This is a genomic window from Paraburkholderia bengalensis, assembly GCF_037126505.1.
Taxonomy (GTDB): Bacteria; Pseudomonadota; Gammaproteobacteria; order Burkholderiales; family Burkholderiaceae; genus Paraburkholderia; species Paraburkholderia bengalensis.
In genome coordinates, this window is sequence record NZ_JACFYJ010000013.1 from 50,282 (window position 1) to 72,958 (window position 22,677).

Consider the following 22,677-nt stretch of genomic DNA (forward strand, 5'->3'; position numbering starts at 1 on the left):
AAAGAGCCTGCTGCGCCAGCAGCACCTACAGCACGGCGTGCTCGACAATGAGCTGCACCCGCGCAACCCCATTCCACGTATCGGCCGAAAGCCGATAGGCAACCGTGGTCCGCGCCGGCAGCGGAGTCGTGTGATTGAACCAGATCGCGTTGAAACGCTGGCGTCCGCGCATCAGTTGCAGCTTCAGGTGCTTGTCCTTCACGAGCGCCTGCGACATCACATCGAATTCGCCGGAGAAAACAGGTGCCGGAAAGCCCTGACCCCACACGGCGGCGTCCAGCATCTCGACGAATTGCGGCGTGAAGTACGCATCTTCCAGTTCGCCATCGGTTTCGACGGTGCGCGCAAGCACCTCTGCCGTCAGCCATTCGCGACCGATCTGCTCGAAAGCCGCCGTGAAGCGCGGCAGATCGGATGTGGCGATCGTCAGGCCCGCCGCCATCGCGTGGCCGCCGAACTTCGCGATCAGCCCCGGTTCGCGCTTGGACACCAGATCGAGCGCGTCGCGCAGATGGAAGCCGGGTATCGAGCGCCCCGAGCCCTTGACCGTTTCGCCGCTGTCGTCGGCGAGCGCGAACGTAAACGACGGCCGGTGAAACTTCTCCTTCAGCCGCCCCGCGACGATGCCGATCACGCCCTGATGCCAGCCCGGATTGAACAGCGTGATCGTCGTCGAGCCGGCGGGATCGACCGTGGACAGGTCGTCGAGCGCCTGCTGCTGCATGCCTGCTTCGATCTCGCGCCGCTCGCGGTTCATCGTGTCGAGTTGCTGCGCGAGTTCCCACGCGCGTCCGACATCGTCTGTCGTCAGGCATTCGATGCCCAGCGACATGTCCGACAGACGTCCCGCTGCGTTCAGGCGCGGTCCGAGCGCGAAGCCGAGATCGAATCCCGACGCGCTGCGCGCATCGCGCCCCGCGGCGCGAAACAGGGCGGCGATGCCGGGCTGCATCCGCCCGTTGCGGATGCGCTGCAGGCCTTGCGCGACCAGCACGCGATTGTTGCTGTCGAGCTTCACGACATCGGCCACCGTGCCGAGCGCGACGAGATCGAGCAGGCCGTCAAGGCGCGGCTCGGGCCGCGCGTCGCCGAATGCGCCGCGCTTGCGCAACTCGGCGCGCAGCGCGAGCAGCACATAGAACATCACGCCGACGCCCGCGATGCACTTGCTCGGAAACGCGCACTCCGGCTGGTTCGGATTGACGATCGCGCGGGCCGCGGGCAACTCGTCGCCGGGAAGGTGGTGATCCGTGACGAGCACGTCGATGCCGAGCGCGTTCGCCGCCTCCACGCCGTCGACGCTCGCGATGCCGTTGTCGACGGTGATCAGCAGATCGGGGCGGCCGCCCGCGCGCTGCGCGGCCAGCGCGACGATTTCCGGCGTCAGGCCGTAGCCGTATTCGAAGCGGTTCGGCACGAGGTAGTCGATCTGCGCGCCGAACATCCGCAAGCCGCGCACGGCGACGGCGCAGGCCGTCGCGCCGTCGCAATCGTAATCGGCGACCACCAGCATGCGGCGACTGCTTTCGAGCGCATCGGCGAGCAGCGCCGCTGCCGCGTCGCAGCCTTTGAGCGACGTCGGCGGTGTGAGGCGCGCAAGGCCGGTTTCGATTTCATCGGGCAGGCACACGCCGCGCGACGCGTACAGCCGCGCAAGGACGGGATGCAGGCCGTGGCGGATGAGCGCTTCGGTGTCGGCGGGGGCGCAGGTGCGCGTAACGATTCGGGTCATGCGGCGAGAGTCGGAAGACAGTTCATTCGATAAAGAGCGACGCGAACAGACGGCGCCGCCAGAATTTGCGCAGATCGCCGCGCGTGATGTTGAGCGTCACCGAGCCGGTGTCGCCGCACAGCGTCAGCCCCAGTTCGCCGAGTTCGCCCGCTTGCAGCGCGGCCAGCGCGGGCGCGAACCAGTCGCGCTCGAGCGCGGCGAACGCGGCGTTCCAGCGGCCCCAGTCCTGCTCGATGAACGGTGCGGAGAACGGGTCGAGTTCGATCAGCGTCGCGGCGGCGCCGTTCGCGCGGTCGCTGCGCCACGCGTCGCACGAAGCGGGCGGCGCGCCGATGCCGACCTTCGCCGCGAGCGCGAGTCCGCGCGTGGCGGCAGCGTCCGACAGCACGCGCGTGAAGTCGCTGCTCACCGGTTGCGCCGCGCCTTGCGCGTGAAACCAGATCGAATTGACGGCGGGCAGGCCGCGCGCCTCGCGCGCTTCGTTCACGGGATGCTCGAACCACGCCATCTGCACCTCGTTCTGCAGCTTCATCCACGCGCGCGAGCGCTCACCCGTGTGCGCTTCGTGCGGCAGCCAGATTTCGATGTTGCGGCCGCTTGCGCGCAACGGCGAGGCGCCCGCCAGCGTGCCGAAGGTTGCGCTCGACAGATACCAGCGCGCGGGATGCGGCGCCTCCATTCGCACGCCGAGTTCCTCGATCAGCGGACGGGCGGTGTCGAGCAGCGCGCGCGCGTCGTCGTCGGAGAGTTCCAGCGAGGCGGGATCGATCAGCACCAGATGGTCGTGCGCGATGCGCACGTGCACGGGCTGAACGCACGCCCAGGTGGCGTCGCCGGGATGGCCGCCGTCGGCGAGCAGCATGTAGGGCGCGAGGGGCGCCTCGTCGGCGGCGGCCGTGCCCGCCAGCACCGCGCCGAAGCTGCGCGCAACCCAGCGTTCGTGCGGCAGCGTGCGCTGAAAGTCTTCGCCGATCACGCGTTCGACGAGCGTCGCGCGCGCGACCAGCTTGTCGAGCGCGGGCGTGTCGAGGGAATGCAGTGCGGTGGAGGCGTCGGCCGCGGCGGGCAGCGCGAACGGCAGAAGAAGATGCAGTCGGTTGGCGTTCATGATGCTGCGCATTGTATGGCAAACTTCGCCCCGTTGATCCGCGATGGCGGCGCGTGTCGCGCGAGGGGAAAACGGCGGCGCGTGCCACGGCGCGTACAATTCGCGCAACGCTTGGGCAACGGCCGGACGGCGATCGCGCGAAGCCTCGCACGGCTGCACCGCTTGTCCGAAGCGGGCAGAAGACGACGAGCGACGCGCGCGGAAATCCGTGCCGGAACCATCGCGTTCCGGAACCATCGGCCGCCGTTCGCGCCCAATCGAGACGGCGTGCGTGTGTCCGCGAGCGTTTGCGCTCCAGGCCGCGCGCCGGCACGCAATGGCAGACCAGCGCAATCACGCTGAAAAAGGACTCGCTTGAAACTTCCATACGAATGGCAGATTGGCTGGCGCTACACGCGCGCCGGCAAACGCACCACGGGTAACGGCTTTATCTCGTTCATCGCGCTCGTGTCGATGTCGGGCATCGCGCTCGGCGTCGCGGCGCTGATCGTCGTGCTGTCGGTGATGAACGGCTTCCAGAAAGAAGTGCGCGACCGCATGCTGTCGGTGCTCGCCCACGTCGAGATTTTTTCGCCGACGGGCTCGATGCCGAACTGGCAGCTGACCGCCCAGGAAGCGAAGCAGAACAAGGAAGTGGTCGGCGCCGCGCCGTACGTCGAGGCGCAGGCGCTGCTCACGCGCCAGGACGCCGTGAGCGGCGTCGCGCTGCGCGGCGTCGAGCCGTCGCTGGAGCCCGAAGTGTCGGATATCGGCAAGGAGATGAAGGCGGGCAGCCTCAACGACCTGAAACCGGGCGAGTTCGGCATCGTGCTCGGCGCGGACCTCGCCGCGAATCTCGGCGTGATGCCAGGCGACAAGATCACGCTCGTCGCGCCCGAAGGCACGATGACGCCGGCCGGCCTGCTGCCGCGCCTGAAGCAGTTCAACGTGGTGGGCGTATTCGAGTCCGGCCACTACGAGTACGACAGCACGCTCGCGCTCATCAACATCAAGGACGCGCAGGCGCTGTTCCGCCTGCCCGCGCCGACAGGCGTGCGCCTGCGCCTGAAGGACATGCAGCGCGCGCCGGAAGTCGCGCATCAGCTGGCGCGCACGCTGTCGGGCGACCTGTACATCCGCGACTGGACGCAGCAGAACAAGACGTGGTTCTCGGCGGTGCAGATCGAAAAGCGCATGATGTTCATCATCCTCACGCTGATCATCGCGGTGGCAGCGTTCAATCTCGTTTCGTCGCTGGTGATGACGGTGACCAACAAGCAGGCGGACATCGCGATCCTGCGCACGCTTGGCGCGCATCCCAGTTCAATCATGAAGATTTTCGTCGTGCAGGGCATGACGATCGGCTTCGTCGGCACGGGCATCGGCGTCGCGCTTGGCTGCCTGATCGCGTGGAGCATTCCGTGGCTCGTGCCGATGATCGAGCATCTGCTGCACGTGCAGTTTTTGCCGCCGTCGGTGTATTTCATCAGCGAGCTGCCGTCGGAACTCGTGCCCGGCGACGTGATCAGGATCGGCGTGATCGCCTTCCTGCTGTCGTGTCTTGCCACGCTGTATCCGAGCTGGCGCGGCGCCAAGGTCCGTCCGGCGGAGGCGCTGCGTTATGAATGATCGTCCGAACAATAACCTCATGGCATCCCAGGAAGCGGCGCTGCATCCCTACGTGCTCGAAGCGACGGGCATTTCGAAGTCGTTCATTCAGGGCGGCCTGAACGTGCAGGTGCTGAACAATACGCAACTTTCCGTGCGGCGCGGCGAGAAACTGGCGATCGTCGGCGCGTCGGGCTCGGGCAAGAGCACGCTGCTGCACGTACTGGGCGGCCTCGATGATCCGAGCGCCGGGCACGTCGAAGTGATGGGCAAGCCGTTTACGAAGCTCTCGGAGCGCGAGCGCAACGACCTGCGCAACCGCGCGCTTGGCTTCGTGTACCAGTTTCATCACCTGCTGCCCGAATTCACCGCGCTCGACAACGTCGCGATGCCGCTGCGCATCCGCCGCATGACGACGGACGACGCGCGCAAGCAGGCACTCGACATGCTGGAGCGCGTAGGGCTCGCGCATCGTGCGAAGCATCGTCCGGGCGAGTTGTCGGGCGGTCAGCAGCAGCGCGTCGCGATTGCGCGCGCGCTGGTCACCCAGCCCGCCTGCGTGCTCGCCGACGAGCCGACGGGCAACCTCGACGGCGGCACGGCGGACACGGTGTTCAACCTGATGCTGGAGTTGTCGAACACGCTGTCCACGAGCTTCGTCATCGTCACGCATGATCCCGATCTGGCGGCGCGCTGCGACCGGACGATGCGTCTGCGCGACGGCGTGCTGTACGAGGAGCCGTCCGTGCCCGTCTGAAGCGCAACCCGCGTTTCAACGGAACTCATCGAAACGAGGCCGCGCGCATGTGGATCGATACGCACTGTCATCTCGACGCTTCCGAATTCGACGCCGACCGCGACGAGGTCGCCGGTGCGGCGCTCGAAGCGGGCGTGAGCCGGATCGTGATTCCTGGCATCGCGCGCAGCAACTTTTCGACGGTGCGCGAATTGGCGCACCGGGTGAAAGGCGGCGCCTACGCGCTCGGCATTCACCCGCTCTTCACGCCGCAGGCGCAACCCGCCGATCTCGACGTGCTGCGCATGGAGATCGAGGCCAGTCTCGATGATCCCTTGTTCGTCGGACTTGGCGAAATCGGGCTCGACTATTTCGTGCCGGGGCTCGACGACGAAACCCAGCAGTTCTACTACAACGAGCAGCTGAAGCTCGCGCGCGAGTTCGATCTGCCCGTGATCTGCCACGTGCGCAAGTCGCAGGATCAGGTGTTGAAGGGCTTGCGGCGCCATCAGGTGCATCGCGGCATCGCGCACGCCTTCAACGGCAGCTTTCAGCAGGCGCAGGCGTTCATCGACCAAGGCATGCATCTCGGTTTCGGCGGCAACGTGACGTTCGAGCGCGCGCTGCAGATCCGGCGGCTCGCGGCGCAGTTGCCGCTCGATGCTCTCGTCGTCGAAACCGATGCGCCCGACATCGCGCCGTCGTGGCGCTACAAACAACGCAACACGCCAGACCAGATTCCCGCTATCGGCGCGATTCTTGCCGGGCAGCGCGGCATCGACAAAAGCGAACTGGCGATAGGCACAACGGCCAATGCACACGCCGCCTTGCCGCGGCTCGCCCTTTACCCTGCATAATCGATGTCTGGCTTGCGCGGCCGGCACTTCGTTTCAGATATTTCGGAATCCTGATGAAAATGCCGCGCGCGGTGCGAGCATCTTGCGCGGAGGTGGCATGCGGGCAGTGTGGTGCGGATTTGCGTTGGGCATCGTGTGGTTGCAGCAGCAAGCTTCGCTGCCTGAGGGCCTCGCTTGGCTCGTGCTGGCCGCCGGCACTTTCGTCTTGCCGTGCATCGGATTTGCGTGCTTGAGACCTGGCGGCGCAGGGTGCGTGCGCTCGGCGGGCTGGTGCATGCTGCTGGTCGCGGCTGCTTGCGTCGGCTTCGGCTATGCGGCGTGGCGCGCGCAGACGCGGCTTGCGTTCGAATTGCCGCATGCGTGGGAAGGGCGCGACATCGTCGTGCGTGGTTGGGTCAAAGGGCTGTCCACGCGCACCGCGGACGGTACGCGCTTCCTTTTCGCTGTCGAATCCGCCGATGCATCCGTCGAGCGCTTTCCGCGCACGCTGCAATTGTCGTGGATCGCGCAAGACGCACCGCCGCCCGCGCTCGAGCCGGGTTCGCACTGGCGCCTGATCGTGCGGCTCAAGCGTCCACACGGCAATGCCAACTGGGGCGTGCGCGACGCCGAAGCCGCGCTGTTCGCTCGCGACGTGCGCGCCACCGGCTACGTCAGCGCGCCGCTGCAGGCCGCGCGGCTAAAGGGAAGGGCGCAGGGCATCGGCGTGACGGTCGACGGCTGGCGCTGGATGATCCGCGAACGCATCGCCGCTGTGCTCGCCGACGCGCCGCACATGGGCATTGTCGTCGCGCTCGCCATCGGGGCGCAGGACGCCGTCAGCGCCGCCGACTGGCTGCTGATGCGGCGCACGGGCACGAGCCACCTTGTCGCGATATCCGGCTTGCACATCGGCTTTGCCGCCGGTCTCGCGGGTTGGCTGGCGGGGATGCTGTGGCGGCGGTCATTTTTTGTCGGCGGCGGCTCGCCGTTGATCGTGCCCGCGCAGAAGGTGGCGATCGGCAGCGGCGCGCTGTTCGCCGCTTTTCACGCGGCGCTGGCGGGTTTTAACGTGCCCGCGCAGCGGGCGTTGTGGATGGCGGGCGTCATTGCGCTCGGCCAGATGGGCGGACGGCGCATCGCGCCTTCCGTCGTGCTGGCGTGGGCACTGGGGCTCGTGTTGCTGGTCGATCCGTGGGCAGTGCTGTCGGCGGGATTCTGGCTGTCGTTCTGCGCGGTCGGCGCGATTCTGTTCGCGACGTCAGGACACCCGCGTGTCGCGCGTCGCGCGGAGTCGGGTCCGTCGCCGGACGAAGGCGTCGAGCGTTCGCTGGCAGTGCGGTGCGCGCATGCGCTGGGCAGCTGCGCCCAAGCTTTGGTCGAGCGGATGCGCAGCGGCGCGCGCGTGCAGTTCGCGGTGACGATCGCGCTGGCGCCCCTCACCGTCTGCTTCTTTTCGCAGATTCCGCTAGTTGGCCCCGTCGCGAACGCCTTCGCGATTCCCTGGGTCAGCGTGTTCGTGACGCCCGCCGTGCTGGCTGGAATCGCGCTGCCCGCGCCGTTCGATGCGTTCGCGTTTCGCTTTGCGCATCATCTGCTCGAAGGGCTCGCGGCTGGGCTGCACTTGCTGTCGGGGCCGCCATGGACGGTGTGGCAATTGCCGCAGCCTGGCGCGTGGGCCATGGCCGCTGCCGCGATCGGTGTTGCGTGGTGTCTCGCGCCGGCCGGCTGGCCGTTGCGTTGGGCTGCGCCGCTGGCATGGCTGCCGCTCCTTGCGCCCGCGTCGGCGGCGCCCGCCGAAGGAGCGTTCCGCCTCACGGCGCTCGACGTCGGACAGGGCTCGTCCGTCGTCGTCGAGACAGCCCGCCACGTGCTGCTGTTCGACGCCGGGCCGGGCCCCGAGTCGACCCACGCGGGCGAGCGCATCGTCGTACCGTATCTGCAGGCGGCGGGCATAGCATCGCTCGATACGCTCGTCGTCAGTCACGCGGACTCTGATCACTCGGGCGGCGTGCCCGCCGTGCTCGACGGCGTCGAAGTGCGGCAACTGCTGGGCGGTCTTGCGCCGACGCATCCGCTCTGGCGCCATGCCGTCAAAAAGGGTGCGCAGACCGTGCGCTGCGCAGCGGGCCAGCACTGGCAATGGGATGGCGTCGACTTCGCGATCCTGTGGCCGGACGCGGGTCCGCTCCAGGGCAAGCCGAATGCGCATTGCTGCGTGCTGCGCGTGAGCGCGGCGGCGAGCGCGCGTCACGGTACGCCCGTTGGAACGGACGGGCAAGGACAAGTGCAAGTGCAAGCGCAAGCGCAAGCGCAAGCGCATGAAGAACGGCTGACTGCCTTGTTGGCCGCCGACATCGAAGCCCCCGTCGAGCGAGTGCTGCTGGCGCGTGAGCGCGCCGCGTTGCGCGCGCAAGTGCTGCTTGTGCCGCATCACGGCAGCAAGACCTCGTCGACCGAGCCGTTCCTCGATTCTATCGGGCCGTCCATTGCGGTATTTCAGGTAGGCTATCGCAACCGTTTTCACCATCCGTATGCAAGCGTCTTCGAACGGTTTCGGGCGCGCGGCATCGCGCTTTCGCGCAGCGACGAGGACGGCGCCGCGCGCATCGAAGCAGGCGGCGCGTCGCTGTCGCTCGAGCGCTATCGGCAGACGCATCGTCGCTACTGGATGGATAGATGAGACAACCCGGCAGCGCCACAGAGAACAAATTAGAGAACAAATAAGAACGGAGGCAGTAGCGCTTGAAAAACATCATCCATTTCTCGCATGCGAACGGATTTCCTGCGTCCGTCTATCGGACGATCTTCGCCGAACTCGCAGACGACTACGACATGCGTTTCATCGAACGGATCGGACATGACGCGCGTTATCCCGTGACGCGCGATTGGCCTCATCTCGTCGAGGAGTTGCTGGATGACATCGAGCGTGCCTATGTGAACCCGGTTTGGCTCGTCGGGCATTCGCTGGGCGGCTATCTATCGCTGATGGCCGCGCTCAGAAAACCACAATGGGTGCGCGGCGTCGTGATGCTCGATTCGCCCGTTATCGCGGGCTGGCGCAGCAACATGCTGCGCGTCTCGCAGTGGACGGGCCTGGACGAGCGGCTGTCGCCCGCTGCCGCGACGCGCACGCGCCGCACACGCTGGGGCAGCCGCGACGAGGCGTGGCGGCACTTTCACTCGAAGCACGCGTTCGCCCGCTGGGACGAGCGCGTGCTGTCGGACTACATCGACTTCGGCATTCCGCAGACGGGCGCGGATGGCACGCGCGAACTGGCCTTCGACCGGCAGACGGAATACCGCATTTACAAGACCTTGCCGCATACGTTCGGCGGCCGTTTGTCGCGCGGCGCGCCCGTTCCGGTCGGCTTCGTCGCCGGCACCCGCTCGCGGGAAGTGCGCCAGGCGGGACTCCATGCGACGCGGCGAATGACAGGCGAGCATTTCGAATGGATCGAGGGCAGCCACCTGTTCCCGATGGAGCGGCCCATCGAGACGGCGCGCGCCGTGCAACGTCTGCTGCACGGGCTCGAATGACGCCGCCGCCCGGGTGCGGCGGCTGTCGTTTTGTCCGGGTCCGACCGGGCTGCATAGGCGCCGAAAAGCACGTTCGATCGCCTCGAAGGAGCCGCCCCTGGTCTGGGCTGGAAGCAGACGTTCGGGTATAATCCGTTTTTCCCGCGAGCATCCAGCGATGACCAAATATGTTTTCGTCACCGGCGGCGTAGTGTCTTCCCTCGGCAAGGGTATTGCCGCCGCTTCCCTCGCCGCGATCCTCGAATCGCGCGGTCTGAAAGTCACCCTCCTCAAGCTAGATCCTTACATCAACGTCGACCCCGGCACGATGAGTCCGTTTCAACACGGCGAAGTGTTCGTGACGGAAGACGGCGCTGAAACGGACCTCGACCTCGGCCACTACGAGCGCTTCATCAGCACGAAGATGCGCAAGGCCAACAACTTCACCACGGGCCAGATTTACGAATCGGTGATCCGCAAGGAACGCCGCGGCGACTATCTCGGCAAGACCGTGCAGGTGATTCCCCACATCACGAACGAAATCCAGGCATTCGTCGAGCGCGGCGCGGCATCCGCGACGTGCGGCGAGCCGGATGTGGCAATCGTCGAAGTGGGCGGCACGGTGGGTGACATCGAATCGCTGCCGTTCCTCGAAGCCGCGCGTCAGATGAGCCTGCGCCTCGGGCGCAACAGCGCATGCTTCGTGCATCTGACGCTGGTGCCGTTCATCGCCACCGCGGGCGAACTCAAGACAAAGCCGACGCAGCACAGCGTGCAGAAGCTGCGCGAAATCGGTATCTATCCGAACGTGCTGCTGTGCCGCGCCGACCGCCGCATCCCCGACGACGAGCGCGCGAAGATCTCGATGTTCTCGAACGTGCCGGAAGACGCCGTGATCTCGGTGTGGGACGTGGACAGCATCTACAAGATTCCGCAAATGCTGCACGACCAGGGCCTCGACGAGCTGATCTGCGAAGAGCTGAAGCTGAGCGCGAAGCCGGCCGATCTGTCGATCTGGTCGGAAATGGTCGAGAAGCTCGAAAACCCGAAGAGCGAAGTGACGATCGGCATGGTCGGCAAGTATGTCGAGCTGACGGAGTCGTACAAGTCACTGATCGAAGCGCTGCGCCATGCGTCGATCCACACGTCGACCAAGGTCAACATCGAATACATCGATTCTGAAGAGCTGGAAGAAAACGGCGTCGACAGTCTCAAGCATCTCGATGCCGTGCTCGTGCCGGGCGGCTTCGGCCGTCGCGGCACGGAAGGAAAGATCAAGGCGATCCGCTACGCACGCGAAGCGAAAGTGCCGTACCTCGGTATCTGTCTCGGCATGCAGCTGGCCGTCATCGAATTCGCGCGCGACGTCGTCGGCCTGAAGGATGCGAACAGCACGGAGTTCGACCAGGAAACGCCGAATCGCGTCGTCGCATTGATCACCGAGTGGTACGACCGCGAAGGCAAGGTTGAGAAGCGTACGGAAGAATCCGATCTGGGCGGCACGATGCGCCTCGGTTCGCAGCGTTGCCCGATCAAGCCGGGCACGATGGCCGAAGAGATCTACGGCAAGGATGTGAACGAGCGTCACCGTCACCGTTATGAAGTCAATAACCGCTTCGTGCCCCAGCTCGAAGCGGGCGGCCTTATCATCAGCGCCCGTACTCCGAGCGAAGATCTGCCGGAAATGATGGAACTGCCGCGTTCGATGCACCCGTGGTTCGTCGGCGTCCAGTTCCACCCCGAATTCACGTCGACGCCGCGCGACGGCCACCCGCTCTTCAAAGCATTCGTCGAAGCGGCGCGCGCTCATCGCGAGGCGAGCGTCGAGGAGAAAGTATGAAACTGGGCGATTTCGACATCGGCCTCGACAAGCCGTTTTTCCTGATCGCGGGCACCTGTGTCGTCGAATCCGAACAGATGACCATCGACACGGCCGGCAAGCTGAAGGAAATCTGCGCGAAGCTGAAGATTCCGTTTATCTACAAGTCTTCGTACGACAAGGCGAATCGCAGCAGTGGCAAGTCATTCCGCGGTCTGGGAATGGATGAGGGTTTGCGCATCCTGTCCGAAGTGAAGCGTCAGCTGGGCGTGCCGGTTCTGACGGACGTCCACAGCGAGCACGAAATCGAGCAGGTTGCTGCCGTCGTCGACGTGCTGCAAACGCCTGCATTCTTGTGCCGTCAGACGGACTTCATTCACGCGTGCGCGCGCTCGGGCAAGCCCGTCAACATCAAGAAAGGCCAGTTCCTCGCGCCGCATGACATGAAGAACGTGATCGACAAGGCGCGCGATGCGGCGTGTGAAGCCGGTCTCTCGGAAGACCGCTTCATGGCGTGCGAGCGCGGCGTGTCGTTTGGCTATAACAACCTCGTGTCGGACATGCGCTCGCTCGCGATCATGCGCGAAACGGGTGCGCCCGTTGTGTTCGACGCAACCCACTCTGTGCAATTGCCGGGCGGGCAAGGCACGAGTTCGGGCGGCCAGCGCGAGTTCGTCCCCGTGCTGGCGCGCGCCGCCGTGGCCACGGGTGTCGCGGGCCTTTTCATGGAAACGCACCCGAACCCGGCCGAAGCCAGATCGGACGGTCCGAATGCCGTGCCGCTGCATCGCATGGCCGATCTGCTCGAGACGCTGATGACGCTCGATCAGGCCGTGAAGCGCACACCGTTCCTCGAGAACGATTTCAACTGATGCAAACACACGCGCGTGTTGCTGCTGTCCGGCGACACGCGCGTGATTCAATCCGATGGTCGTCGAACGCGTCCGGCCGCACGCGGTCTTAGCGAATCGGACGTCCCACCTTAAGAATTCATCGTCATTTCAGAGGAAACCATGAGTGCTATCGTAGATATCATCGGTCGCGAGATTCTCGATTCGCGAGGCAACCCTACCGTCGAATGCGACGTGCTGCTCGAATCGGGCACGATGGGCCGCGCGGCTGTGCCGTCGGGCGCGTCGACGGGCTCGCGTGAAGCGATCGAACTGCGCGACGGCGAAACGGGCCGCTACAGCGGCAAGGGCGTGCTGAAGGCCGTCGAGCACATCAACACCGAAATCTCCGAAGCGATCATGGGTCTCGACGCTTCCGAGCAGGCTTTCCTCGACAAGACGCTGCTGGAACTGGACGGCACGGACAACAAGTCGCGCCTGGGTGCGAACGCGATGCTGGCCGTGTCGATGGCCGTCGCGAAGGCTGCCGCTGAAGAAGCCGGCTTGCCGCTGTACCGCTACTTCGGCGGCTCGGGCGCGATGCAATTGCCCGTCCCGATGATGAACATCGTCAACGGCGGCGCGCACGCGAACAACAGCCTGGACATCCAGGAATTCATGATCGTCCCCGTCAGCCAGCCGACGTTCCGTGAGGCGCTGCGTTGCGGCGCCGAAGTCTTCCACGCGCTGAAGAAGATCCTGTCGGATCGCGGCATGAGCACGGCAGTCGGCGACGAAGGCGGCTTCGCGCCGAACTTCGGCAGCAACGACGAATGCCTGTCGACCATCCTGCAGGCGATCGAAAAGGCCGGCTACCGCGCCGGTGAAGACGTGCTGCTCGCGCTCGACTGCGCGGCGAGCGAGTTCTACCACGATGGCAAGTACCAGCTGGCGGGCGAGGGCCTGCAGCTGTCGTCGGCGGAATTCACGGACTACCTGGCCACGCTCGCCGACAAGTTTCCGATCGTGTCGATCGAAGACGGCATGCACGAAAGCGACTGGGAAGGCTGGAAGCTCCTCACCGACAAGCTCGGCAAGAAGATCCAGCTGGTCGGCGACGATTTGTTCGTGACGAACACGCGCATCCTGAAGGAAGGCATCGAGAAGGGCATCGCGAATTCGATCCTGATCAAGATCAACCAGATCGGTACGCTGACGGAAACCTTCGCGGCCATCGAAATGGCCAAGCGCGCGGGCTACACGGCGGTGATCTCGCATCGCTCGGGCGAAACGGAAGATTCGACGATTGCAGACATCGCGGTCGGCCTGAACGCCGGACAGATCAAGACGGGTTCGCTGTCGCGCAGCGACCGCATCTCGAAGTACAACCAGCTGCTGCGTATCGAGGAAGATCTCGGCGATATCGCCAGCTATCCGGGCAAGTCGGCGTTCTACAACCTGCGCTGATTCCCGTCCCAGTGATGACGCATTCGAGGCCGTTGGCAGGCGAGAGTGACGCTTCCTGTCAACATTTCCGTCTCATTAACCGTTAAACCGGTTATGCTTCGCTACTGATTCACCTTTGCCGCCCTGCGTACAGCGCAGGGCGGCGCGTATTCAACCCTGCAATTCATTTCATGCGGCTCGTCACCGTCGTCTTGCTCGTTCTGCTGGTGCTGATCCAATATCCGCTGTGGTGGGGCCACGGCGGCTGGCTGCGTGTCCACGAGCTTCAGCAGGAACTCGCGCAACAGCTGAAAAAGAACGCCGACGAGAAAGAGCGCAACGAACGCATCCAGGGCGAAGTGCAGGATCTGCAGAACGGCACGGCTGCCGTCGAAGAACGCGCCCGCTACGAAATGGGCATGGTGAAGGACAGCGAGGTATTCGTGCAGTTCGTTTCACCGAACGCGCCGCTGACGGGAGCGAACGTGCCGCAGTCGAATACGTCGACGCGCGGGCAAATTACGGGCGCGCCGTTGCGTGTGGTGCCGAATCCGGAGTCGCGTGCGAAGCCCGATCGCAAGCACGCGAAAAAGGATGCGAAGGAGAAGAAGTCGGGCTAAATGCCCGCTTTGGCCGGTTCAATGAAAAAGGCGCGGTTCAGCAATGAACCGCGCCTTTTTCTTCGGATGGGAGCACTCGACGGCAGCGTTGCGCCGGCATTACGCAGAGCGTGCGCTTACCAGCCCCAACCCCAGCCCGGCGCATAACCGTATCCGATCCCCGTTCCCCAGCCGTGCCCCCATCCGCCGCTGGAATAGCTGCCGAAGACGGATACGGGCGGGGCGTAGTACCGCGACCACGCCTGCGCGGCGGCGGCGTCGGCCATTGCCTGGTTCTGCTCGGCCATCACCTGCCTGTCGATTGCATCGTATCGGGCGCGCTCTTCCGGCGTAAGCGGCTGCGCGGTCGCGGCGATGCCCGATTGATCAGCAGGCAGGCGGCTGTAGATCGGCGACGGGCCGCGCGGGTCCATCATGCATCCCGACAGTGCGGCCGTTCCCGCCACGAGCGCCAGCGCGGCTATGTTGTGAAAAGCGTGCGGCAACAACGTGCGGATTTTCATGTCGATCTCCATCCGTCGGATACCTAAGCAAAGGGCGGCGAGCCTGCCAGCAACCGCCGGGCCCGAACCTGAAGCGCCGCCATCCGTGTGTTGTGCATCCGCATGCGGATAGGGCGGCGCCTGCAGGTGCGCTCAGTGCCGCTGGTCGGCGGCGGGCGCCACTCCCTGTGAGAGCCCGCTTGCGACGAAAAGTTGCGCGACGTCGACGGGGTCGAACTCATAGCGCTGGTTGCAATACTCGCAGTGAATCTCGACGTGGCCGCGCTCCTCGATCACGCTGTCGACCTCTTCGCGGCCCAGCATTTTCAGCATGTTGCCGACGCGCACGCGCGAGCAACTGCACTCGAAGCGCGTTCTCGCCGGTTCGAAATGCTGGACGTTCTCCTGCCAGAAAAGGCGCCGGAACAGCGTGTTCGGTTCTTCCGTGAGGAGTTCGTCGTGCGTCAGCGTGCCGCCGAGCGTGCAGACGCGGTCCCACGTATCGGCGTCGAGCTCGCCCGGATGCGGAACGATGCCGCCGTCGCCGGGCAGCTTTTGCAGCAGCATGCCCACGGCGCGCTCGCCGTTCGCAGCCAGCCACATACGGGTGTCGAGCTGCTCGGAATGGCGCATGTAGTGTTCGAGCACTTCCGCCATCGACTTCAGCGGCCCGTCCTCACCCGCCAGCGGGACGATGCCCTGATACGGCTGCTGGCCCGGCACCTTGTTCTGCGGATCGAGCGTGATCACGCAACGGCCGTGGCCGCTCGTGTTGAGAAGCTCGATCAGCGTGATGTCGTCGGGAATGGTGTGCGCGGCGTCGCCGGAGAATTTCGCGGTCGCGCGCATCGAGAGATCCGAGTTGCACTGCACGACGAGCATTTTCACCGGGCCGTCGCCGAAGATCTGCATGATCAGCGTGCCGTCGAACTTGAGATTCGCCGACAGCAGCGCGCACGCGGCCATCATTTCGCCGAGCACGTTCCGCACGGGCGTCGGATAGCTCCGCCGCGTCAGCACTTCCTGCCACGTATTGCGCAGTGAAACGATCTCGCCACGAACGGGCGCCGCGCTGAACATGAATTTTTGCAACTGGTCGCTCACAACTTTTCCTCGGTCGAACCGCGCGGTGCGAAAGCCGCGCGTGGCGCGTCGTGCGGTCGGCGCTAGCCGATGCGCACGAGTTGCGCCTTGAAATAATCCCTGCGCTCCACGTAAATGGCCGCGGCGCGCTGTAGGCCTTTGATATCTGCTTCAGTCAATTCCCGGACGACCTTTGCGGGTGACCCGAGAATCAGAGAGTTGTCAGGGAAAATCTTGCCTTCGGTAACGACGGCCCCTGCGCCAACCAGACAATTGCGGCCGATTACCGCGCCATTCAAGACCACGGCCTGAATGCCGATCAGCGCGCCTTCCTTCACCGTGCAACCGTGCAGCATCGCCTGATGGCCGACCGTCACGTTGGCTTCGAGCGTCAACGGGAAGCCGGGATCGGCGTGCAGGACGGCGCCTTCCTGTATGTTAGTGCCGTTGCCGACGGTGATCGGCTCGTTGTCGCCGCGAATCGACGCGCCGAACCAGACGCTCGCGTTTTCCTCCAGCGTCACGTTGCCGATGATGGTCGCGGTGTCCGCGACGAACACGCTTTCGTGGATGGTCGGGGCGGCGTCGCCCAGCTTGTAGATTGCCACGGTGTCTCCTCTGGTCCGATGCATCGGTGGGTGCTGTCGTCGCGGGGCGTCTGTGCGCGCCGCGCGGTGCGCAACGGCGACCGCCCGCGCGGCAAGGCCGAATCGCGTATTGTAAACGGTTGTGCCATCAGCCCGTGCGGACGCTGCGCGCGCGTCGCGTTGTGCCAGAATCGCGGGTTTGGTCCTTTGCGCCGACGTGCCGTCCTGCGATGCATTCCGCCGACTCCATTCGTCCCCAAGCCCTGATCTGCGCGCGCGCCGAAGCGCTGGCAATTCTGCGCGAATCCGCGCCTGCCCTGAAAGCGGCGGCCGCGCAGGCGCTCTACGCACGCGTGCAGCATGGCTCGGCGGCCATTGCGCCTGAGCGTTCGTTCGACGAGCCTGCCGGACTGCCGGGCCGTCCCGCGCGGCCCGAACTGGTCGAACCGCGCAAGCTCGGCCGGCGCAGCATGCAGTCGTGCGAAGGCCGCGCGGTACTGCTCCATGCGCTCGCGCATATCGAGTTCAACGCGATCAATCTTGCGCTCGACGCCGTCTGGCGTTTCTGCGCCATGCCCGAAGCGTTCTATGTCGACTGGCTGAAGGTAGCGTTGGAGGAGGCGCATCATTTTTCGCTGCTGTCGGCGCGTCTAGCGGAATTCGGCCACGCATACGGCGACTTCCCGGCGCACGACGGCTTGTGGGACATGTGCGAGCGCACGCGCGGCGACGTTCTCGCGCGCATGGCGCTCGTGCCGCGCACACTCGAGGCGCGCGGTCTCGACGCGTCGCCGCCGATTCGCGCGCGTTTGCAGCAGGCGGGCGACCACGCGTCGGCAGCCATTCTCGACGTCATCCTGCGCGACGAAATAGGCCATGTGCTGATCGGCAATCGCTGGTTCCGGCATCTGTGCGACGAGGCGGGCATCGACGCGCACCCGACCTATCTGCGCCTCGCCGACGAATATCGCGCCCCGAAGCTGCGCGGGCCCTTCAACTTCGAAGCGCGCCGCGACGCGGGTTTCGAGGAAGAGGAACTGGCGGCGCTGGCGGGTCTGGACGCGCAACCGCCGTCGCGCGACGCCGGTTGACGGCGCGCGATCCCGTTACAAGCCGTCGCGCCGCTATATCGATATAATCGAACGACCATTCGTTTTCGAGCCCCGTCATGGACCGTTCTCCCCGTCGCTCCGTTTCCGAATTCCTGACCGTGCGCGGCGTGCGCCTGCATGTGCGCCGCTGGGGCAAGGCCGACGCGCCGATGCTCTTCATGTTGCACGGCTGGATGGATGTGGCCGCTTCGTTCCAGTTCGTGGTCGATGCGCTCGCGGGCGACTGGCAGGTGATCGCGCCCGATGCTCGCGGCTTCGGCCTGTCCGACTGGCCCGTCGAAGAGCGGGGCGGCGGCCACTACTGGTTTCAGGACTATCTGGCCGACCTCGACGCGCTGCTGGACCATTACGCGCCGACGGGCGAGGTGAATCTCGTCGGGCACAGCATGGGCGCGAATATCGTCTGCCTGTACGCGGGCGTGCGGCCGGAGCGGGTGCGGCGCGTCGTCGATCTGGAGGGGTTCGGCCTTGCACCGTCGAAGCCCGCGCAATTGCCGCGGCGGATCGCGTCGTGGCTGGACGAGCTGCGCGCGCCGCCGTCGCTGCGTCCTTACGCGACGCTCGACGACGTCGCCGCGCGCCTCATCAAGACCAACGCGCGGCTCGAGCCGCAGCGGGCGAGCTTTCTTGCCGAGCACTGGTCGAAGCCGGACGGCGAGGGCGGCTACGTGCTGCTTGCCGACCCCGCGCACAAGATTCGTGGGCCGCTGCTGTACCGGCTCGACGAAATCATGGCCGTATGGGCGAACGTGCGGGCCAAGGTGCTGCACGTCGAAGCCGCTACGTCGCCGACACTGGCGGCCATCGCGGGCACGATTCCGCTCGACGAATTCAAGGCGCGGTTCCAGGCGTTCGCCGACTGGCGCGAAGCGATCATCGACGACGCCGGTCATATGGTTCATCACGATCAGCCGGAGCAAATCGCTGCGCTGATCGAGGCGTTTTGCGCGTAGCGGACGTTCCGAATTGGCCGCGATGAAACGTCTGCGTCCGCTTACTGCATTGCAGTAAAATGGATCATCACGCTACCAAGAAAATGATGAACGCCGACCTGCATTGCCACTCCACCGTCTCCGACGGCGCCTTTGCGCCGGCCGAAGTCGCGCGCCGCGCGCACGCAGGCGGCGTGACGCTGTGGGCATTGACCGATCATGACGAGATCGCTGGCCAGGTCGAGGCGCGCGAAGCCGCCGAGGCGCTCGGCATGCGGTATCTGAGCGGCGTCGAAATCTCCGTGACGTGGGCCTCGCGCACGGTTCATGTCGTCGGCTTGCATGTCGATCCTGCCTGCAAGGAACTGGTCGAAGGGCTTTATCGCACGCGCAACGGCCGCGCCGCGCGGGCCGAAGCGATCGGCGAGCAGCTCGCGGCGCTCGGCATTCCCAACGCGTATGAGGGTGCGCTGAAGTTCGTGTCGAACCCCGACATGATTTCACGCACGCACTTCGCGCGTTTCATGGTCGAGAGCGGCTACGCGGAAAACACGCAGGACGTATTCAACCGCTATCTCGGCGACGGCAAGCCGGGTTACGTGGCGCACCGCTGGTCGAAGCTCGCCGACGCCGTCAAATGGATACAGGCGGCGGGCGGCGAAGCGGTGATCGCGCATCCGGGCCGCTACGCCTACACGTCCACCGAATTCGACGCGCTGTTCGGCGAGTTCATCGATCTGGGCGGCAAGGCCATCGAGGTCGTCACGGGCAGTCACACGCCCGATCAGTACCGCGAATATGCGGACGTCGCGCGGCGTTTCGGCTTCGAGGCGTCGCGCGGTTCGGATTTTCACGCGGCGGGCGAAGGTCGCGTCGATCTGGGCAGTTTGCCTCCCCTGCCGTCGGATCTGACGCCCGTCTGGGAACGTTGGCTGTAAGCTCTGGTTTCGCCGTGCGCAGGCACGGGTGCTGCATGAGCCGTCGCTGCGTACCCAGCGGCTTCTCGACCTCTCGACCGACATCATGTCCCAATACTTTCGGCTTCATCCGGACAATCCGCAGCCGCGCCTGATCAAGCAGGCCGTGCAGATCATCGAAAGCGGCGGTGTGGTCGCGCTGCCTACCGATTCGAGCTACGCGCTCGCCTGCCAGCTCGACAACAAGAATGCCGTCGACCGCGTGCGTCGCATTCGCGGCATCGACGAGCGGCAACTGCTGTCGCTGCTCGTGCGCGATCTGTCCGAGCTCGCGAACTTCGCGCTTGTCGACAACCGCCAATATCGTCTGATCAAGTCCGTGACGCCGGGCCCGTACGTGTTCGTGCTGCAAGCCACGAAAGAGGTGCCGCGCCGGCTGTCGCATCCGTCGCGCAAAACCATCGGCCTGCGCGTGCCGGATCACGCAATCACGCTCGCCATTCTCGAGGAACTTGGCCAGCCGCTGCTCGGCTCGACGCTGATCCTGCCGGGAGAAACGCAGCCGCTGAACGATCCCGAAGAAATCCGCGAAAAGCTGGAGAAGCAGCTCGATCTCGTGATCGACGGCGGCGCGTGCCCGTGCGAGCCTTCGACGGTGATCGACCTGACGGGCGACGAACCCGTGCTGGTGCGGCCGGGGCGCGGCTCGCTCGCGCCGTTCGGTCTCGAAGAGACGGCCTGAACATCGCATGAACGAAAGCCGACAGAGCCGCAAGGCGCCGTTGTTACAATAGAGATATGGATTCCTCCCTGATACAGACCATTGTCGTCTACGCGTTGCCCGTGATCTTCGCGATCACGCTGCACGAGGCGGCCCACGGCTACGTCGCGCGCATGCTCGGTGACAACACCGCCTATGTGCTCGGGCGGGTGTCGTTCAACCCGATGCGGCACATCGATCCCCTCGGCACCATCGCGATTCCGTTGCTGCTGTACTTCGCCACCAGCGGCGCGTTCATGTTCGGCTACGCGAAGCCCGTGCCCGTCGCGTTCGGCAATCTGCGCAATCCGCGCTGGGGTTCGCTGTGGGTCGCGCTCGCGGGGCCGCTGTGCAACTTCGTGCAGGCGCTCGTGTGGGGCGTATTCGGCGTCGGGCTCGCGGCAATGAACGTCGACGAGCCATTCTTCACGCGGATGGCAGGCGCAGGCGTCGGCGTGAATCTCGTGCTCGGCGTGCTGAATCTGTTTCCGCTGCCCCCGCTCGACGGCGGGCGCGTGCTGACCGCGCTGCTGCCCGTGCGGCCGGCGATGATGCTCGCGCGCCTCGAGCCCTACGGCTTCTTCATCGTGATGGCGCTCGTGATGACGGGCACGTTGACGCGCTTCTGGCTGCGTCCCCTCGTCGGTATGGGCTACGAGGCCGTGACGGCCATCCTGACTCCCCTCGTTTCGCTTCTCTAAACCAAAAACCATGTACCCCGACCGTATTTTCTCCGGCATGCGGCCCACCGGCTCGCTGCACCTCGGCCACTATCACGGCGTGCTGAAAAACTGGGTGCGTCTGCAGTCCGAGTATCCGTGCTTTTTCTGCGTGGTCGACTGGCACGCGCTAACGACGCACTACGAAACGCCCGAAGTGATCGAAAAGAACGTATGGGAAGTGCTGATCGACTGGCTCGCTTCGGGCATCGATCCCGCGCAGGCGACGCTTTTCATCCAGAGCCGCGTGCCCGAGCATGCGGAGCTGTCGCTGCTGCTCGGCATGAGCGCGCCGCTCGGCTGGCTCGAACGCGTGCCGACGTACAAGGAGCAAATCGAGAAGCTCAAGGACAAGGATCTGTCGACCTATGGCTTCCTCGGCTATCCGGTGCTGATGGCGGCCGACATTCTGCTGTACCGCGCGTCGCTCGTGCCCGTCGGCGAGGACCAGGTGCCGCACGTCGAAATGACGCGCGAACTCGCGCGCCGCTTCAACTATCTGTACGGTCGCGAGCCGGGCTTCGAAGAGAAGGCGATGGAAGCGGCGAAGAAGCTCGGCGGCAAGCGCGCCAAGCTCTATCACGAACTGCGCAACGCTTATCAGCAGGAAGGCGACGACGAGGCGCTCGAACAGGCGCGCGCGATGTTGCAGGAGTCGCAGAGCCTGTCGATGAACGATCGCGAGCGGCTGTTTGGCTATCTCGAAGGCTCGCGCAAGCTCATTCTCGTCGAACCGCAGGTGCTGCTGACGGAAGCGTCGCGCATGCCCGGCCTCGACGGCCAGAAGATGTCGAAGTCGTACGGCAACACCATCGGCCTGCGTGAAGACGCCGAGACGATCACCAAGAAGGTCCGCACGATGCCGACCGACCCGGCGCGCGTGCGCCGTACCGATCCGGGCGATCCCGACAAGTGTCCCGTGTGGCAACTGCATCAGGTCTATACCGACAAGGACACGCACGACTGGGTGCAGAAGGGCTGCCGTTCGGCGGGCATCGGATGCCTGGAGTGCAAGCAGCCGGTGATCGAAGGCATTTTGCGCGAGCAGCAGCCGATGCTCGAGCGCGCGCAGAAGTACATGGATGATCCCTCGCTGCTGCGCGCGATCGTCGCCGACGGCTGCGACAAGGCGCGCCGTTTTGCATCGGAGACGATGCGCGACGTGCGCGAGGCGATGGGCCTGTCGTACACCTGATGACGGACAGCCGGACTCCGGGCGCGTCGGTCGCCGGCGGCCACGCCGCGATCGGTGAACCGTCACGTTGGGTGAGGGGCTGGGCGCATCTGGTCGAGTCGGGCGGCGCGGTGCTCGACGTGGCGTCGGGGGCCGGTCGGCACGCGCGATATTTCGCATCGCGCGGCCATCCCGTCACGGCCATTGACCGGGATGCCGCCGCGCTGGCGTCAATGGAAGGGATCGCGGGCCTCGAAACGATCGCCGCCGACATCGAAAACGGCCCGTGGCCGATCGCCGCGCACGCGCGATTCGCCGCGATCGTCGTGACGAACTACTTGCATCGTCCGCTCTTTCCCCAATTGATCGATGCGTTGGCGCCCGGCGGCGTGCTGGTCTACGAGACGTTCGCGCAAGGCAACGAAACGGTCGGCAAGCCATCCAACCCTCATTTTTTGCTCGCTCCCGGCGAATTGCTCGACGTCGTTCGGGGCCTGTTACGTGTCGTTGCATTTCAAGATGGCTTCCTTGCTGAGCCGCGCCCCGCCTACGTCCAGCGGATTTGCGCGATTCGCGAGGGCGACGGGGCGGTCAGAACGAAAGATATGGGGCTTCCCCCGCGTTACGATTTGGCCGGTTAATCCGCTACAATCGAAGTTTATTGAACAAATTCATGGC

At 65.2% G+C, this 22,677-nt stretch carries 21 protein-coding genes; 16 read left to right on the forward strand and 5 right to left on the reverse strand.

What is annotated here, in order from left to right; all coding sequences use genetic code 11:
* Positions 1-25: 25 nt before the first annotated feature.
* On the reverse strand, positions 26-1,732 hold the full coding sequence (recJ, locus tag H3V53_RS10930) for a single-stranded-DNA-specific exonuclease RecJ (RefSeq protein WP_336597922.1): 1,707 nt from the start codon (positions 1,730-1,732) through the stop codon (positions 26-28).
* 22 nt (positions 1,733-1,754) lie between these two features.
* Positions 1,755-2,852, reverse strand: a complete 1,098-nt coding sequence (locus H3V53_RS10935) for a regulator (RefSeq protein WP_336597923.1) — start codon at positions 2,850-2,852, stop codon at positions 1,755-1,757.
* Between the two features lie 342 nt (positions 2,853-3,194).
* On the opposite strand from H3V53_RS10935, the gene H3V53_RS10940 reads away from it, so the two are divergent.
* The 9 genes from H3V53_RS10940 (at position 3,195) to ftsB (ending at position 14,233) form a co-directional block, all read left to right on the forward strand.
* Positions 3,195-4,448, forward strand: a complete 1,254-nt coding sequence (locus H3V53_RS10940; protein WP_336597924.1) for a lipoprotein-releasing ABC transporter permease subunit — start codon at positions 3,195-3,197, stop codon at positions 4,446-4,448.
* On the forward strand, positions 4,441-5,184 hold the full coding sequence (gene lolD / locus H3V53_RS10945) for a lipoprotein-releasing ABC transporter ATP-binding protein LolD (protein WP_336597925.1): 744 nt from the start codon (positions 4,441-4,443) through the stop codon (positions 5,182-5,184). Before H3V53_RS10940 ends, lolD begins: the two co-directional genes overlap by 8 nt.
* A gap of 47 nt (positions 5,185-5,231) precedes the next feature.
* Positions 5,232-6,020: a TatD family hydrolase gene (locus H3V53_RS10950; protein WP_054924787.1), complete on the forward strand. Its 789-nt coding sequence runs from the start codon at positions 5,232-5,234 to the stop codon at positions 6,018-6,020.
* 97 nt (positions 6,021-6,117) lie between these two features.
* Positions 6,118-8,682: a ComEC/Rec2 family competence protein gene (locus H3V53_RS10955; RefSeq protein WP_336597926.1), complete on the forward strand. Its 2,565-nt coding sequence runs from the start codon at positions 6,118-6,120 to the stop codon at positions 8,680-8,682.
* Between the two features lie 62 nt (positions 8,683-8,744).
* Positions 8,745-9,539 (forward strand): alpha/beta fold hydrolase, encoded by a 795-nt coding sequence (locus H3V53_RS10960; protein WP_336597927.1) that lies wholly within the window; start codon positions 8,745-8,747, stop codon positions 9,537-9,539.
* Positions 9,540-9,696: 157 nt separating this feature from the next.
* Entirely contained in the window at positions 9,697-11,358 is a 1,662-nt protein-coding gene (locus H3V53_RS10965) for a CTP synthase (protein ID WP_054924785.1), read from the forward strand.
* Complete coding sequence (gene kdsA, locus H3V53_RS10970; RefSeq protein WP_336597928.1) at positions 11,355-12,209, forward strand: 3-deoxy-8-phosphooctulonate synthase; 855 nt, start codon at positions 11,355-11,357, stop codon at positions 12,207-12,209. Before H3V53_RS10965 ends, kdsA begins: the two co-directional genes overlap by 4 nt.
* 141 nt (positions 12,210-12,350) lie before the next feature.
* Positions 12,351-13,634: a phosphopyruvate hydratase gene (gene eno / locus H3V53_RS10975; protein ID WP_054924783.1), complete on the forward strand. Its 1,284-nt coding sequence runs from the start codon at positions 12,351-12,353 to the stop codon at positions 13,632-13,634.
* 170 nt (positions 13,635-13,804) lie between these two features.
* Complete coding sequence (ftsB, locus tag H3V53_RS10980) at positions 13,805-14,233, forward strand: cell division protein FtsB (protein ID WP_054924782.1); 429 nt, start codon at positions 13,805-13,807, stop codon at positions 14,231-14,233.
* A gap of 116 nt (positions 14,234-14,349) precedes the next feature.
* Here the strand turns inward: ftsB and H3V53_RS10985 are convergent, their stop codons facing one another.
* The 3 genes from H3V53_RS10985 to H3V53_RS10995 form a co-directional block, all read right to left on the reverse strand.
* The gene (locus H3V53_RS10985) at positions 14,350-14,736 is read right to left on the reverse strand and encodes a hypothetical protein (protein ID WP_336597929.1); all 387 of its coding nucleotides are present in this window, start codon (positions 14,734-14,736) and stop codon (positions 14,350-14,352) included.
* 132 nt (positions 14,737-14,868) lie between these two features.
* On the reverse strand, positions 14,869-15,819 hold the full coding sequence (gene hslO, locus H3V53_RS10990) for an Hsp33 family molecular chaperone HslO (RefSeq protein ID WP_336597930.1): 951 nt from the start codon (positions 15,817-15,819) through the stop codon (positions 14,869-14,871).
* A 62-nt stretch (positions 15,820-15,881) separates the two neighbouring features.
* The gene (locus tag H3V53_RS10995; RefSeq protein WP_336597931.1) at positions 15,882-16,406 is read right to left on the reverse strand and encodes a gamma carbonic anhydrase family protein; all 525 of its coding nucleotides are present in this window, start codon (positions 16,404-16,406) and stop codon (positions 15,882-15,884) included.
* A 209-nt stretch (positions 16,407-16,615) separates the two neighbouring features.
* On the opposite strand from H3V53_RS10995, the gene H3V53_RS11000 reads away from it, so the two are divergent.
* From H3V53_RS11000 to H3V53_RS11030, 7 genes are all read left to right on the forward strand, one after another.
* Entirely contained in the window at positions 16,616-17,476 is an 861-nt protein-coding gene (locus H3V53_RS11000; RefSeq protein WP_336597932.1) for a ferritin-like domain-containing protein, read from the forward strand.
* A gap of 77 nt (positions 17,477-17,553) precedes the next feature.
* Positions 17,554-18,450, forward strand: a complete 897-nt coding sequence (locus tag H3V53_RS11005) for an alpha/beta fold hydrolase (protein WP_336597933.1) — start codon at positions 17,554-17,556, stop codon at positions 18,448-18,450.
* Positions 18,451-18,536: 86 nt separating this feature from the next.
* Complete coding sequence (locus H3V53_RS11010; RefSeq protein ID WP_336597968.1) at positions 18,537-19,367, forward strand: 3',5'-nucleoside bisphosphate phosphatase; 831 nt, start codon at positions 18,537-18,539, stop codon at positions 19,365-19,367.
* A gap of 85 nt (positions 19,368-19,452) precedes the next feature.
* A complete protein-coding gene (locus tag H3V53_RS11015; RefSeq protein WP_054924778.1) occupies positions 19,453-20,088 on the forward strand; it encodes an L-threonylcarbamoyladenylate synthase in 636 nt (211 codons plus the stop codon).
* 56 nt (positions 20,089-20,144) lie between these two features.
* Complete coding sequence (locus H3V53_RS11020) at positions 20,145-20,807, forward strand: site-2 protease family protein (RefSeq protein WP_336597934.1); 663 nt, start codon at positions 20,145-20,147, stop codon at positions 20,805-20,807.
* 10 nt (positions 20,808-20,817) lie between these two features.
* Complete coding sequence (locus H3V53_RS11025) at positions 20,818-22,020, forward strand: tryptophan--tRNA ligase (RefSeq protein ID WP_054924775.1); 1,203 nt, start codon at positions 20,818-20,820, stop codon at positions 22,018-22,020.
* Entirely contained in the window at positions 22,020-22,640 is a 621-nt protein-coding gene (locus H3V53_RS11030) for a class I SAM-dependent methyltransferase (protein WP_336597935.1), read from the forward strand. Before H3V53_RS11025 ends, H3V53_RS11030 begins: the two co-directional genes overlap by 1 nt.
* The last annotated feature ends 37 nt before the right edge of the window (positions 22,641-22,677 follow it).